Consider the following 14,034-nt stretch of genomic DNA (forward strand, 5'->3'; position numbering starts at 1 on the left):
CGATAAAGATGGCTGGTTCCGGAGATAATTCACGTGCGAATCCCAAAGGTCCGGTTGATTCCGAGCCTTTCAAGCGCGCGCTTACGGGATGCATGCGTGCGATTGCCGGCGACCATGAAATGGAAGTCGGGTTCGGTAACGACAAGCCGGCCCTGACCGGTCATCGTGCCCGGCTTCCCGATCTACCCAAGCGCCCAACTGCCAATGATGTAGCGGTCACGCGCGGCCTCGGCGACTCGATGGCGCTGCGCAAAGCTTGTCACAATGACCGTATTCACGCGACACTGGCGCCTGAAGGCAAGCAGGCGAGGGCGATCTTTGACGCGGTCGAGCAGGCGCGCGTCGAGGCCATCGGTGCGCTGCGTATGGATGGCGTCGCCGACAACTTGACTTCGATGCTTTCGGACAAATATGCCCGGGCCAATTTCCCGGCAATAACCGATAAAGCTGAGGCGCCGCTGGAAGAAGCCGTGGCGCTATTGGTCCGTGAAAAGCTTACGGGCCGCAAAGCGCCGGAATCAGCTGGCAATGTGCTTGACCTGTGGCGTGACTGGATCGAGGAGAAAGCCGCGGCAGACCTCGACCATCTCGGCGCCAAGATCAATGATCAGAACGCTTTCGCTCGCGTCGTACGCGAGATGCTGGCTTCCATGGAGATGGCGGAAGAGCTGGCGCAGGAGAGCCAGGAAGACGACAGCCAGGACAATAACGAAGACTCGCCCGAACCGGAAGAAAACAACGAAGGCGGTTCGGATGAGAACGAGGGCAGCGATTCGTCCGAGAATGATGAGTCCGATACATCCAGCGACGACAGCCAGTCCGGCGAGACCGAAGCCGCCGACGCTTCGTCTGACGATATGGACGAGGATTCGGACGCGGATGCCGAGATCCCCGGTGAGGCGCGGCGCCCCAACCAGCCGTTCTCCAACCTCGGAAGTGAGAGCGGCTACAAGATTTTCACGCAGGAATTCGACGAAACGACCGATGCGGAAGAGCTTTGCGACGAGGCCGAGCTGGAGCGTCTGCGGGCCTTCCTCGATAAGCAACTCGCCAATCTCTCTGCCGTCGTTGGACGCTTGGCAAACAAGTTGCAACGCCGCTTGATGGCGCAACAAAACCGCTCATGGGACTTCGATCTGGAGGAGGGTTACCTCGATAGCGCCCGTCTTGTACGTATTGTAATCGATCCAACGCAACCACTTTCCTATAAGCAGGAACGCGACACGGATTTCCGCGATACGATCGTGACGTTGCTCATCGACAATTCCGGTTCCATGCGCGGGCGGCCTATAACCGTTGCCGCTACGTGCGCGGACATTCTGGCGAGGACGCTGGAGCGTTGCGGTGTGAAGGTGGAAATCCTCGGGTTCACCACCAAGGCCTGGAAAGGCGGTCAGGCGCGTGAAGCCTGGCTGGAACGTGGCAAGCCTGCCAATCCCGGGCGTCTCAATGACCTGCGCCACATCGTTTATAAGCGTGCTGACGCCCCATGGCGTCGCTCACGGCGCAACTTGGGGCTGATGATGCGTGAAGGCCTCCTGAAAGAGAACATCGACGGCGAAGCCCTGATATGGGCGCACCAACGCTTGCTGGGCCGTCCTGAGCAGCGCCGTATCCTGATGATGATCTCGGATGGCGCTCCGGTTGATGATTCTACTCTTTCGGTCAATCCGGGCAACTATCTTGAGCGGCACTTGCGCGCTGTGATCGAGGAGATCGAAACACGTTCGCCAGTTGAGCTGATCGCTATTGGTATCGGTCATGATGTGACCCGGTACTATCGCCGAGCTGTTACTATCGTCGATGCGGAGGAACTGGCCGGCGCCATGACTGAACAACTGGCTTCACTGTTTGAAGAGCCGGAACGACAGAGCGCAAAAAAGTCAGTGCGGCGATAACATGAACCGAACTGCGCTGGCTTTTCGGCGCGCATCGCTTTGCCTCGTGTTCCTCGTTGCAATGCCGGTTTCAGCGGAGGAAAACGCGGTCGTTTCCCCAGCTACCATCGAGTCCCATGTGGTCTCCAATTTTCGCATCGGCTCGTCCGAGAGACGGTTCGGGGAGCTTGAATTTGTTGGCGGCCTGGAAATGACCTCTGCAAGTTCCGACTTTGGCGGCCTTTCCGCGTTTCGCTATCTGGATTCAGGAAAGAAATTTCTCGGCATCACCGATACTGGCTTCTGGTATGCGGGTACGATGCAGCGCGATGAAGAGGGCAGACCCGCATCGATCAGCAGTTTTCGCTTGGCACCGATTCAAAGCGAGGAGGGTGTTCCCGTCGAGGGCAAATGGAACTCCGACGCCGAAGGTATGAGCGTTTACGGCAATACCGTCACCGTCTCATTCGAGCGTATTCACCGGATTGCAGAATATGTGCTGGACCTAGAAAACTTTGCGTCGACACCAAAGAATGTCCCTCTGCCGATCCCACGCGACGAACTGCGCAACAACCGCGGCATAGAGACGATAGCCTATTCACCAGCCTCCAGCCCATTGCACGGGGGACGGATTGCCGTAACCGAGAAAAGCATCAACAAAGCCGGCGATATGTTTGCCGCAGTTCTTGAAGGACCGGAGAAAGGTATTTTCTTTGTCAAACGCCGCGATGATTTCGACGTCAGCGATGGCGATTTCCTGCCCGATGGTGATTTGTTGCTGCTCGAGCGCCGCTTCAGCATAGCCAGCGGCGTGGTCCTTAGAATACGAAGGATACCCGCGGCAAGCATCAAACCTGGTGCTACGGTCGACGGCGAATTCATCCTGCAGGCGGACATGCGAAACCAGATAGACAATATGGAAGGGCTGGATGTCTGGCAGACGGCAGACGGTTCTACCCGACTATCACTCGTATCAGATGATAATCATTCCATCCTGCAACGGAATCTCTATCTGGAATTCCGGTTTGCCGAGTAAATAGCGGGGGCGAATATTGCAAGGATCGCTCCGTAGGGCACCAGCATCACGACAGCCATGAACATTTTTACCATCAGATCGCCAAAACCCAACGACATCCACAATGGAATTTCCCGGCCAAGGAACGGCACCAGCATGGCGAGTGACGAATCGGCGTGGCCTGTCGCGGTGTCTATCCAGGAAAAGTTTGCAGCAAAGGCGATCGAGAAAAACAACAAAGTGTCTAGCAGCGAACCGAAGATGGCAGAAGCAAAAGGCGCCTTCCACCAGGTCAACTGCCGCAATCTGTTGAATACGGTGATGTCCAGCAGCTGGGCTGTCAGGAATGCCGTGCCCGATGCGATAGCGATGCGCGGTGTTGCCAGCCAGACAGAAAGGACGACGGCAATCGCAAACCCCACATAGACGACCTTCCGGGCAAAGGCCGGGCCGAATGTGCGATTTGCAAGATCGTTGACCAGAAAGGCTATCGGGTAGGTAAAGGCGCCATAGGTCAGGATTTCCCCCAATCCAAAATGATCAAAAGGATACTGAACAAGGATATTGGACGCGGCAACGACCGCGCACATGGCTATAACGGGGAGAATAAAGTCCGAAAAGGTATAGGCGCGTTGCAGCGGCATTTTTTTATCCTGGGTAATGGAACCAGCAATAAGGCCAGCATTTGCTGGCCTCGACGACTAGAAATAGAAGCGATTGCTGATTAAGCAGCGACCGGAGCTTCGAGAAGCTTCTTGGCAATCTGGCGCTTCAGGAGACGAGCGCGCTGCGACAGCTCCTTCTCGTCAGCCTTGACCAGGAATGCATCCAGACCACCGCGATGCTCGACGCTGCGTAGGGCGTGAGCCGAAACGCGCAGGCGATAGCTCTGACCGAGGGCTTCGGAGATCAGCGTTACGTGGCAAAGATTCGGCAAGAAGCGGCGGCGCGTTCTGTTGTTCGCGTGGCTCACGTTGTTACCATACTGCACCGACTTAGCGGTCAATTCACATGTGCGGGACATCTGGTCTCACCTTCAAATTTTTCATTCGCCTTTGTCCGAATATTTCCTGCTACCATCGCACGTTGCCGTGCAGCGGCTCGCTTATCGGATGGGCGGCCTATTGGGAAGTCGCGTTTCTATAGTGATATGGGCCGCGCGCGTCAAGTGCACTTATGCCAAGTTTGGCGCTACTTATATCTAATACAGGCCAGCGTTGTAAGGTTTATCACAACTTTGCCTGCTTTATACGCTCGAACAATCACTGCAGGGATGCGTTGGACAAGAATGACGAGAATGAATGCCCATAGGCAGTATGCCAGCCGAACGCGAATGCTGGTGCCGCTCGCTGCACTAGCGCTGATGGGCGCGCATCCAGCGCACGGTGCCCAGTCGTATCAGACAGATTACCGCGTTTCACTCTTTGGATTGTCGATAGCCAAGGCAAGTTTTTCAACCAGCGTCACAGATGATCACGCTTACAAAGTTGTCGGGTCTCTTGCCAGCTCGGGGCTGGGTAGCCTGTTCGACGACACCAACGGCAAGCTGGACGTTACTGGCCAGTTCGCCGAGACCGGGCCCGTGCCGAATTCCTATGTTGTCAAATACCGGCATGGTAACCGAAACAAGAGCACATCGATCGCCTTTACCAACGGCAATGTCACGAATACCACCAATGATCCTCCGATCAACAGGAAGAAGAACTGGGTGGATCTGAAGCCTGCCGACCTCCAATCTGTTGCCGATCCGATTTCCGGCGTGATGGTCGCAGCAAGCAGCCTTGATCAGGTCTGCAAGCAGACATTGCATCTCTATGATGGCCAGACGCGCGTGGACTTGAAACTTTCTCCATCGGGCAGGGCGCAGCCCTTTGCGACCGAGGGTTTCAAGGGTGATGCCATCACTTGTCTGGCCAAATTCGTCCCGATCGCCGGCTATCAATCAGGGCGAAAAGCTATCGAATATCTGAAGAACTCGAGCAAGATCAGTCTCACCTTTGCATCGCTCGGCAAGTCCGCTATCTATTCACCGGTGCAGGCGAAAATCGGCACACAGATCGGTACGGTGACTGTTTACGCAACCCGTTTCGAAAAGACGCAATAGACACGGCGGGTAGCCGTCTTCGAATCCGGGGTACTTTTTGGCTACGTTTGTTGGTTTCCTTGCGATCATCATGTGGGCGATGCTCGCACTTTTCACTGATGTGTCGGGTAAGGTTCCGCCATTTCAGTTGACGGCGATGACGTTCGCTATCGGTGCGAGCCTTGGGTTGATCTCTTGGCTGTGGCGGCCGGGTGCTGCAAGGCATCTGCGCCAGCCCGCAAAGGTCTGGTTACTCGGTGTTGTCGGGCTCTTTGGCTACCACTTCCTCTATTTTACGGCACTACGTAACGCTCCAGCTGTCGACGCCAGCCTTATCGCCTATCTCTGGCCGCTTTTCATCGTTGTGGGATCCGCTCTGATGCCGGGTGAAAAGCTACGCTGGTTTCACATTCTAGGCACGTTGCTGGGCTTGGCTGGAACAGTGCTGATCATAACCAAAGGTGGCGGCCTCGGCTTCGATCTGCAATTCGCCTTTGGGTACTCGATGGCGGGTCTCTGTGCACTGACATGGGCCGCCTATTCGCTGTTGTCGCGACGCTTTTCCAACGTGCCAACGGATGCTGTGACAGGCTTTTGCATAGCAACTTCATTACTTTCGCTGATTTCGCACTTGCTGCTCGAGCAGACGGTGTGGCCGGGCGGACTCATCCAGTGGCTCGCCGTCCTTGGGCTTGGGCTATTTCCGGTTGGTGCGGCGTTCTATGTCTGGGACTATGGCGTAAAGCATGGGAATATCCAGGTGCTCGGTGCGTCGAGCTATGCCGCACCACTGCTTTCAACGCTTGTGCTGATCATCGCGGGGGTGACGGAGCCAACGGGGCGGGTGATGCTCGCATGCCTCTTGATCACGCTGGGCGCGGTTATCGCAGCAAAGGACATGCTCTTCAAGCGCCGTCAGGGCTCCCAGCCGGGCTCCGCCATTTCGAACTGAGCGAAATCAAATCCCGGTGCTACCGTGCACCCGACAAGTGTCCAGGCGCCGAGGCTCTTGGCCATTTGCCATTGTCCTGCCGGAACAATGGCTTGCGGGCGCTGCCCATTGGCAAGATCAAGTCCAAGCGTATGGGTTTCGTGTGGTGAGCCCTCAGTCGCCAGGGTCAAAAGCAGTGGTGCGCCACCATACCAGTGCCAGACTTCGGCAGCATCCTTGACGCGGTGCCAGGCCGAGATTTGGCCTTCCTCGAGCAGGAAGTAGATGGCCGTCGAGTGCCCGCGCCCGCCTTCCGGCCACTCACCCTCGTTGTCGCGGAAAGTCTGGACATAGAAGCCACCTTCCGGATGCGGTTGAAGCCCAAGGTGTTCGCGAATCTCGGTTGCTGTCAGCACCATCAAAAGCTGTCCTTGCGCTTGCGGATTTCAGCGAAAACCGCCTCATCGGTCGCGCTTTCCATCCCGAGGTTTTTGCGGATTGCCGGATCATGCCAGCGAAGAAACGGATTGGTTGCCATCTCGCGCATGAGCGTGGTTGGCAGTGTCGGCAAGTCTGCCTCCCGCAAAGTCTTGATTTCCTTGGCCCGCTCCTTGAGCGCCGAGTTTTCCGGGTCGATGGTCAGGGCAAAACGCGCATTGCTCTCGCTATATTCGTGGCCGCAATAGATTTGAGTTTCACCCGGCAGTCCTATCAACCGCTGCAAAGACTTAAACATGGTTGCGGGCGTTCCTTCGAAAAGCCGCCCGCAACCGAGCGAAAACAGGGTGTCGCCGGTAAATGCAACCTTGGCGGCAGGGATATGAAAGGAGATTTCGCCCGCGGTGTGCCCCGGCGTGGAAATGACCTCCACCTCGAAATTGCCGAACTTGAAGCGGTCGCCGTGCCGGACGCCCCGGTCAATACCCGGTATCTTCGCCTTTTCGTCCTGCGGTCCGATGATTTCCATGCCAAATCGTTTCTTCAGCGCCAGATTGGCCTCGACGTGATCGGTGTGGTGATGCGTGGTGAAAATATGGGTCAGTTTCCAGCCGCGGCGCTTGAGCGCGTCAAGAATCGGCTGCTCTTCGGGCGCATCGATCGACGCGGTCAGGCCGGTTTCAGGATCATGGATCAGCACGCCGAAATTATCGCTGCGGGCGTTGAATTGTTCTATCTGCAATTGGGACATGGTCGTTCTCTTCATTCTTTGCTGGGCAAGATAATCCCGGTTCAGCCAAGCCTGCAACCCATGTCATTTCTTGATGTTCTCTTCTTCCATGTTACGTTGCGGCCATGCATCTCGACATCATCGATCTTCGCTCATTTTACGCTTCAACGCTCGGCCATCTGACCGAGCGCTCCATTACGATGGCCTTGGTGCCCCTCTGGCCGAAGCTGCCGGGCGAGCGGCTCGTTGGTCTCGGCTACGCCGTACCTTACCTCGACCGGTTCCGCGGCGATACGGAACGCACATTCGCCTTCATGCCGGCCGGGCAGGGCGCCGCCAGCTGGCCGCCTGTCGAGCCATCCGCTACAGCATTGATATTTGAGGAGGATTTGCCTCTGCCCGACTCCGCAGTGGACAGAGTATTGATGGTACATGCGCTGGAACATGCGGAAGATCCACGCGAAACACTGAAGGAAATGTGGCGTGTTCTCGCGCCCAACGGCCGGCTGGTCATCGTCGTTCCGAACCGGCGCGGGCTATGGGCAAGGTTCGAACATACGCCTTTCGGCAGCGGCCGCCCCTATAGCCGAGGTCAGCTGACGCGTCTCCTGAGGGAGGCAAACTTCACGCCCGGACCGTGGGGCGAAGCTCTGTTCTTCCCGCCGTCATCGCGAAAAGCGATGATGCGGCCCTCCTCATTGTTCGAACGGGTGGGCCGCCGGTTTTGGCCAATGTTTTCGGGCGTATTGATCGTTGAGGCGCAAAAACGCATCTATCAGGGGCTGCCCGTTGCCAAGCGTTCGTCGCGGCGTGTGTTCGTGCCCGTGCTCTCGCCACAAGGAACGGCGAGCGCCAGTTCGCGTCGGCACAATCAAATTACCCGCATTGATTGAAATTCTTGCGGCGGAATCGATGATTCTTGCATCGGAATCGCAACTCTTCATGTGAGATTCGAGGATTCCTGCGCAAATCCCAAACAGGGTTCACTAGCGCTTGAGCAGAAACACGGCCTGCTGGCCGAAGAGGTTCCAGAATCCCCATGGCATGTTGAATCCGAGGCGCTCTCCCAAGGCATTCAGCGCGACGGCGGACTCGACCTCGGCGCCGACTTCCTTGGTCATGTCGACAAAATCATTGATGGTGCAGAAGTGGATATTCGGCGTGTCGTACCAGCTATAGGGCAGGTCCTTGGTGACCGGCATGCGACCGTTGATCGCGAGCGAGGTACGAACCCGCCAATGCCCGAAATTGGGGAATGACACGATGGCCTTTTCGCCGATGCGCAGAAGTTCGGTGAGGACATTTTTCGGGTTGCGGGTCGCCTGCAAGGTCTGCGACAGGATCACATAGTCGAAACCGCCATCCGGATAATATTTGAGATCGCTGTCGGCATCGCCCTGGATGACCGACAGGCCGCGTGCCACCGATTCATTGACGCCCTTTTGCGAGAGCTCGACGCCGCGTCCATCCACATCCTTGGTGTTCTGCAAAAGCTCCAGCAGTTCGCCATCGCCACAGCCGACGTCGAGTACGCGCGAGCCGGGCTTGACCAGCGAGGCGATGACGGCAAAATCGACGCGGGGATGGACGTTCACACTCATGACGGCAAAAGCCCCTTGGCCCGCGCAGCCGACCGGATGAATCCGGTGATCGTGGAAAACATCTCGGGCTCATCGAGCAGGAATGAGTCGTGGCCCCGATCCGACTCGATCTCGACGAAGGACACGGACGCGCCCGCCGCATTCAGCGCATGGGCGACCATCCGGCTTTCGCTGGTCGGGAACAGCCAGTCGCTGGTGAATGAGACAATGCAGAACCGGGTCTTCGATCCAGCGAAGGCATCGGCAAGCCGGCCGCCATGTTCGGCGGCGAGGTCGAAATAATCCATCGCCCGGGTCATGTAGAGATAGGAATTCGGGTCGAAGCGCTCGACGAACGTCGTGCCCTGATGGCGCAGATAACTTTCAATCTGGAAATCCGCGTCGAATCCGAAGGTCAGTTTCTGCCGATCCTGAAGATTGCGTCCGAACTTGTTGTGCAAGGCGGTCTCGGACAGATAGGTGATATGCGCTGCCATGCGGGCGACCGAGAGACCTTTGCGCGGGACAGTGCCGGCTTCGAGATAACGGCCTTCCTTCCAGTCGGGATCAGCCATGACCGCCTGCCGGCCCACTTCATGGAAGGCGATATTCTGCGACGAGTGGCGGGCACCGGTCGCGATCGCCACGGCCGCAAAGACCTTGTCGGAATGGCTCGACGCCCATTCCAGCACCTGCATGCCGCCCATGGATCCGCCGATCACGGCAAAAAGCTGTTTGATGCCCAAATGCTCGATGAGCATCGCCTGCGCACGCACCATGTCCGCTATCGTGATGATCGGAAGATCCAGCGCGTAAGCCTTGCCGGTTTCGGGATTGATCGAGGCCGGGCCCGTCGAGCCAAGACAACCACCCAGAACATTGGAACAGAGCACGAAGTAGCGATCCGTATCGATCGGCTTGCCCGGACCGATGAGCAACTCCCACCAGCCCGGCTTGCCGGTTACGGGATGGACATTGGCGACATGCTGATCGCCTGTCAGCGCATGGCAGACGAGGATTGCGTTGGACTTGTCGGCGTTGAGTTCGCCATAGGACTGATAGGCGATGCGAAATGGCGAAAGCGATACACCGCTATCCAGGTGCAACGGCTTGTCAGCGCCAAAATCCACCACCGGACTGTGGGGATTTGTCGCTTCCTGGCTTTGCTGAGCTTTTTTAGCGGATGGTCGGCTGATTTTCGTCATGTCTGCGCAATTGAGGGCGTGATCGCGCGTAGGTATGGTCGCAGTTCGCGCAAAGTCAAGTTGTTCTCGACATTGGCCCCATTGGCAGTTATGTCCGCACGGTGCTTTTGCCCGTTACGGACTCGAACAATTATGACAACGACACGACAAGACATGCGCCCCACTCCGAAAGCCGGTGTGCTCGACATCGCCGCCTATGTGCCTGGCAAGCACAGCGCTCCCGGTGTGGAGAATGTGCATAAGCTGTCGTCGAACGAGACGCCGCTCGGTGCCAGCAAGCATGCGATGGAGGCCTATCGCGCTGCGGTGGGGCAACTGGAGATGTATCCCGATGGTCAGGCGACCCTGCTGAAGCGGGCGATCGCCGATATCCACGGTTTGAACGTCGATAATATCATGTGCGGCAATGGTTCGGACGAATTGCTCGGCCTGTTGTGCCAGGCCTATCTCGCTGCAGGCGATGAGGCTGTCTATACCGAGCATGGTTTCGGCATTTACAAGATCGCCACCATGGCTGCGGGTGGCGTACCGGTCGTTGCCAGCGAAAAGAACGAGCAAGCCGATGTCGATGCGATTTTGCGCGTCGTCACGCCGCGCACCAAGATCGTATTCTTGGCAAATCCAAACAATCCGACAGGCACCTATCTGCCTTTCGAAGAGGTTCGCCGACTGCATGCCGGGCTGCCGAAGAACGTCATGCTGGTGCTTGACGCCGCCTATGCGGAATATGTTCGCCGCAATGACTATGAGTCAGGTGTCGAACTGGTATCATCGTCCGAAAATGTCGTGATGACCCGCACGTTTTCGAAGATATACGGCCTTGCCGCTTTGCGCGTCGGCTGGATGTTTGCGCCCGCCCATATCATCGATGCGACGAACCGCATCCGCGGCCCGTTCAATCTGAACTCCGCGGCCATCGTCGCCGGCGCTGCGGCGATACGCGACCGCGCGCATCTCAACGATGCTGTGGCTTTCAACGAGAAGTGGCTGCCCTGGCTCACCGAACAATTGACCGGGCTTGGGCTCCGGGTCACGCCGTCGGTAGGAAATTTCCTTCTCGTGCACTTTCCCGAAGATCCGGCGAAATCGGCGGAGAAGGCAGACGCTTACCTGACGAGCAAGGGCTATATTTTGCGCCGCGTCACGGGATACGGATTTCCGAACGCGTTGCGCCTTTCCATTGGATCCGAAGAAGCCAATCTGGGCGTGGTCGCAGCACTCTCCGAATTCTTAAAGTAGATTCATACCATGACGGGCTGCAAATGGCGTTTTCCTGTGCTCCGGTGCTCACGTACCTTAAAGTACGCTGCGCTCCGGTGCTCGAAAACCACCATTTTCGCCGCGTCATAGCGCGAATCTCAGCGCAGTTACAGGTCATAGAAACATGTCCGACGTTCATTTTGATACAATCGCACTGATCGGCATCGGCCTCATCGGTTCGTCGCTGGCGCGCGTCATCAAGCGCGAGGGCCTTGCCGACAAGATCGTCATTTCCACCCGCAGCCAAGCCACACTGGCTCGGGCAAAAGAGCTCGGCCTCGGCGATAACTACACCCTCGACAGCGCCGAGGCGGTAAAGAACGCCGATCTCGTCATCGTTTCGGTACCTGTGGGTTCGTCAGGCGAGGTGGCCCGGCATATCGCCGGTTCGCTGAAGCCCGGTGCCATCGTCACCGATGTCGGCTCGACCAAGGGTTCGGTGATTGCGCAGATGCAACCGGAACTACCCGCCAATGTGCATTTCATTCCAGGGCATCCGCTGGCAGGAACGGAGTATTCCGGCCCCGATGCCGGGTTTGCCGATCTGTTCATCAACCGCTGGTGCATTCTCACGCCGTTGGAGGGTACGGACCCGGACGCTATCGCGAAGCTGACGAAGTTCTGGGAAGCCTGCGGTTCGCGGCTCGACACGATGGACCCTTTGCATCACGACCGTGTGCTGGCCATCGTGTCTCACCTGCCGCACCTCATTGCCTACAATATCGTTGGCACGGCGAGCGATCTGGAAGAGGTGACGAACTCCGAAGTCATCAAATATTCGGCTTCAGGTTTTCGCGATTTCACGCGTCTGGCCGCATCTGATCCCACCATGTGGCGCGATGTATGCCTGCACAATAAGGACGCCATCCTTGAAATGCTGTCGCGGTTTTCCGAGGACCTCGCCTCGTTGCAGCGATCGGTTCGCTGGGGCGATGGCGATGCGCTGTTCGATCTGTTCACGCGGACTCGCGCCGTCCGCCGCGGCATCATCGATGCGGGTCAGGAAGTGGATGCTCCGGACTTTGGTCGGCAGAAGGCAGGACAGCCGTCAACGTGACGGCGAAAGGGCAGTTCATTGGCAGTGCCACACCAAATTTTACTTGATAACTATTATTGAAGCTTCATATAGTGGTTATTGGAGGTGCGACAAATGGCTCAAAGCGTCGAACTTGGCAATCTGGAATCCGTTCTCAATCGGCTGGTTGAAAGCGGTCGGTACAACTCGAAGAGCGAAGTCCTGCGGGAAGGTATCCGGCTCGTTGACGAGAGGGAAAAGCGTTTGGCGGCACTCGATGCTGCGTTGGCGCGGGGTTTGGCCGATGTCGAGGCGGGCCGAGTCCGGCCACTACAGGATGTCTTTGACGAGTTGAAAGCGCGTTACGCCAAGATGGCGGAAGAACGCGGCCTTTGAAGGTTATTTTCACGGAGGAAGCGCGCCAGGACTTGTTCGTGATCGGCGATTACATTGCGGACGACAATCCTCGAAGAGCATGGACCTTTATGAACGAACTCCACACCCGTTGCGTGTCTATCGGGGATTTTCCCGGAGCCTGTCCATTGCTGTCACGCCACGAGGGGACAAGCATCAGACGGGCGGTTCATGGCAACTACGCGATATTTTATATTGTAGGTCGCGACACAGTTAGTGTTTTGCGTGTCCTCAATAGTGCGATGAACTATGAAAGGTTCCTGTTTGAAGACGACTGATGCCCTATTCTTCAATCACAGCGCGGGCAGCCGTCCGATACCGATAAAGCCAACCGACATTTTGCCGTTCTTCACCGTGATAGGCAGTGTCGGCGCGCCGCTCGCGTCTTTCGGAACGAACGCCATCGCTTGAACAACGGTCGAAATCGTATTGCCTGCCTCAGGGAAAATGCCCTGCATGACCTTGGCGACACCTTCCGGATTGCGCATCGTCACCTTGAAATCACCGCTGATGCGTCCGTCATCGGCGACGGAAAACGGACCGGAAATAGCAATCCCGCTACCATCCTCGAAGGACAGTTCGACTTTTCGCAACGTTCCCGTCTGGCCGCGCAGAACCGACAGGTCACGCTCGGGTTTCGCCAGAAGCGCGAAACCATTGGCAAGCTGGACATCGGCAGCTGCCGTCAACTCCGGCAATGGCCTGTCGAGGACGATATTGTCGGCGATCTTCAGCTTGTCGAAGGATAGTGCGATATCCATCTGCGGTTGGGCGGTGTTGAACTCAAGTTTCCCGGTCTGCATCACGGCGAGCGGAACAGGGTTGCTCACATTCCCGCGCTCATTCACCATGACATTGCTGCCTTCAATCGACAGTTGTTTCGGAAGCGGCTTGTCGAGCCGCACGCTCGTCGCGAGATTTTCCCACTTCACATCGAGGGGTGGAGCGCCGGGCACATCGACTGCGGCAGGGCCTTCGACGCTGCTGACAATTTGCAGCGGGTCATAGACTTGGGCGGCGGAACGAAAGCCGCCAGCGGTGATGGATATGTTTTTGGCCTGGTCGACCCAGCCGACTTTCGAGCAGTCGAGACCAACCCGTAAGGGATAGCCACTCGCCCTGGCGTTTTCGCAGGTGGCGTCGATGCCCTGTTGCTTGAACGCCGCGATGTTCGTTGCGACCCGGCTTTCCAGCTGATTGGCCAGATAGTACCAGCCGCCGGTGTAGATCACGCCGGCAAGGACAATCAGTGCGCCGATGATGATCGGAAGTCTCGAAGGCTTGCGGCTCTTTTCGGCAGTGCTTGACGGCATGGGGCGGGTCTCGCTATCGGTCAGGGAGAGACCGTTGACAATCCACCCCGACGGCCATTTGATGCGATTTTCTGCGCTTCCGGTGCTCATGGACCAAATGTCCACTGCGCTCCGGGTCTCGAAAACCACATCAACTGACTCGCCAGGCTGAATTCTCAAACAGTCTCTCAGGC

16 protein-coding genes are annotated in these 14,034 nt (G+C 57.3%); 9 read left to right on the forward strand and 7 right to left on the reverse strand.

Annotated elements, in window-relative coordinates:
• Positions 1-8 precede the first annotated feature (8 nt).
• Positions 9-1,898: a cobaltochelatase subunit CobT gene (gene cobT, locus PHA01_RS16255; protein WP_271897239.1), complete on the forward strand. Its 1,890-nt coding sequence runs from the start codon at positions 9-11 to the stop codon at positions 1,896-1,898.
• A gap of 1 nt (position 1,899) precedes the next feature.
• The gene (locus tag PHA01_RS16260) at positions 1,900-2,913 is read left to right on the forward strand and encodes an esterase-like activity of phytase family protein (RefSeq protein WP_271897241.1); all 1,014 of its coding nucleotides are present in this window, start codon (positions 1,900-1,902) and stop codon (positions 2,911-2,913) included.
• Here PHA01_RS16260 and PHA01_RS16265 read toward each other — a convergent pair.
• Positions 2,886-3,536, reverse strand: coding sequence for a queuosine precursor transporter (locus PHA01_RS16265; RefSeq protein ID WP_271897243.1), 651 nt, complete (start codon positions 3,534-3,536; stop codon positions 2,886-2,888). The two genes, PHA01_RS16260 and PHA01_RS16265, sit on opposite strands and share 28 nt — an antisense overlap.
• Positions 3,537-3,616: 80 nt before the next feature.
• Positions 3,617-3,916 carry a 50S ribosomal protein L28 gene (rpmB, locus tag PHA01_RS16270; protein ID WP_112523551.1) on the reverse strand — a complete coding sequence of 100 codons (300 nt, stop codon included), beginning with the start codon at positions 3,914-3,916 and terminating at the stop codon, positions 3,617-3,619.
• A 273-nt stretch (positions 3,917-4,189) separates the two neighbouring features.
• On the opposite strand from rpmB, the gene PHA01_RS16275 reads away from it, so the two are divergent.
• Positions 4,190-4,996 carry a DUF3108 domain-containing protein gene (locus PHA01_RS16275; protein WP_271897245.1) on the forward strand — a complete coding sequence of 269 codons (807 nt, stop codon included), beginning with the start codon at positions 4,190-4,192 and terminating at the stop codon, positions 4,994-4,996.
• A gap of 37 nt (positions 4,997-5,033) precedes the next feature.
• Positions 5,034-5,927, forward strand: coding sequence for an aromatic amino acid exporter YddG (gene yddG / locus PHA01_RS16280; protein ID WP_271897247.1), 894 nt, complete (start codon positions 5,034-5,036; stop codon positions 5,925-5,927).
• Here yddG and PHA01_RS16285 read toward each other — a convergent pair.
• Positions 5,891-6,325, reverse strand: a complete 435-nt coding sequence (locus PHA01_RS16285) for a cupin domain-containing protein (RefSeq protein WP_417020976.1) — start codon at positions 6,323-6,325, stop codon at positions 5,891-5,893. The genes yddG and PHA01_RS16285 overlap by 37 nt on opposite strands.
• Complete coding sequence (gloB, locus tag PHA01_RS16290; protein WP_271897249.1) at positions 6,325-7,095, reverse strand: hydroxyacylglutathione hydrolase; 771 nt, start codon at positions 7,093-7,095, stop codon at positions 6,325-6,327. The genes PHA01_RS16285 and gloB overlap by 1 nt, the downstream gene beginning before the upstream one ends.
• 104 nt (positions 7,096-7,199) lie before the next feature.
• Between gloB and PHA01_RS16295 the strand changes: the two genes are divergently transcribed.
• Complete coding sequence (locus PHA01_RS16295; protein ID WP_271897251.1) at positions 7,200-7,967, forward strand: class I SAM-dependent methyltransferase; 768 nt, start codon at positions 7,200-7,202, stop codon at positions 7,965-7,967.
• 93 nt (positions 7,968-8,060) lie between these two features.
• Here the strand turns inward: PHA01_RS16295 and metW are convergent, their stop codons facing one another.
• Positions 8,061-8,675 carry a methionine biosynthesis protein MetW gene (gene metW / locus PHA01_RS16300; RefSeq protein WP_209999420.1) on the reverse strand — a complete coding sequence of 205 codons (615 nt, stop codon included), beginning with the start codon at positions 8,673-8,675 and terminating at the stop codon, positions 8,061-8,063.
• On the reverse strand, positions 8,672-9,859 hold the full coding sequence (gene metX, locus PHA01_RS16305) for a homoserine O-acetyltransferase MetX (protein ID WP_271897253.1): 1,188 nt from the start codon (positions 9,857-9,859) through the stop codon (positions 8,672-8,674). Before metX ends, metW begins: the two co-directional genes overlap by 4 nt.
• A 132-nt stretch (positions 9,860-9,991) precedes the next feature.
• Between metX and hisC the strand changes: the two genes are divergently transcribed.
• The 4 genes from hisC to PHA01_RS16325 all read left to right on the forward strand — a co-directional run bounded on the left by hisC (position 9,992) and on the right by PHA01_RS16325 (position 12,826).
• On the forward strand, positions 9,992-11,098 hold the full coding sequence (hisC, locus tag PHA01_RS16310; RefSeq protein ID WP_271897255.1) for a histidinol-phosphate transaminase: 1,107 nt from the start codon (positions 9,992-9,994) through the stop codon (positions 11,096-11,098).
• 145 nt (positions 11,099-11,243) lie between these two features.
• Positions 11,244-12,176 (forward strand): prephenate/arogenate dehydrogenase family protein, encoded by a 933-nt coding sequence (locus PHA01_RS16315; RefSeq protein WP_271897257.1) that lies wholly within the window; start codon positions 11,244-11,246, stop codon positions 12,174-12,176.
• Between the two features lie 93 nt (positions 12,177-12,269).
• The gene (locus tag PHA01_RS16320; RefSeq protein WP_271897259.1) at positions 12,270-12,530 is read left to right on the forward strand and encodes a type II toxin-antitoxin system ParD family antitoxin; all 261 of its coding nucleotides are present in this window, start codon (positions 12,270-12,272) and stop codon (positions 12,528-12,530) included.
• Positions 12,527-12,826, forward strand: a complete 300-nt coding sequence (locus PHA01_RS16325) for a type II toxin-antitoxin system RelE/ParE family toxin (protein WP_271897261.1) — start codon at positions 12,527-12,529, stop codon at positions 12,824-12,826. The genes PHA01_RS16320 and PHA01_RS16325 overlap by 4 nt, the downstream gene beginning before the upstream one ends.
• A gap of 15 nt (positions 12,827-12,841) precedes the next feature.
• Here the strand turns inward: PHA01_RS16325 and PHA01_RS16330 are convergent, their stop codons facing one another.
• A complete protein-coding gene (locus PHA01_RS16330) occupies positions 12,842-13,951 on the reverse strand; it encodes a DUF2125 domain-containing protein (RefSeq protein WP_271897262.1) in 1,110 nt (369 codons plus the stop codon).
• Between the last annotated feature and the right edge of the window lie 83 nt (positions 13,952-14,034).

It is taken from the genome of Candidatus Phyllobacterium onerii (assembly GCF_028331445.1).
GTDB classification, from domain to species: domain Bacteria; phylum Pseudomonadota; class Alphaproteobacteria; order Rhizobiales; family Rhizobiaceae; genus Phyllobacterium; species Phyllobacterium onerii.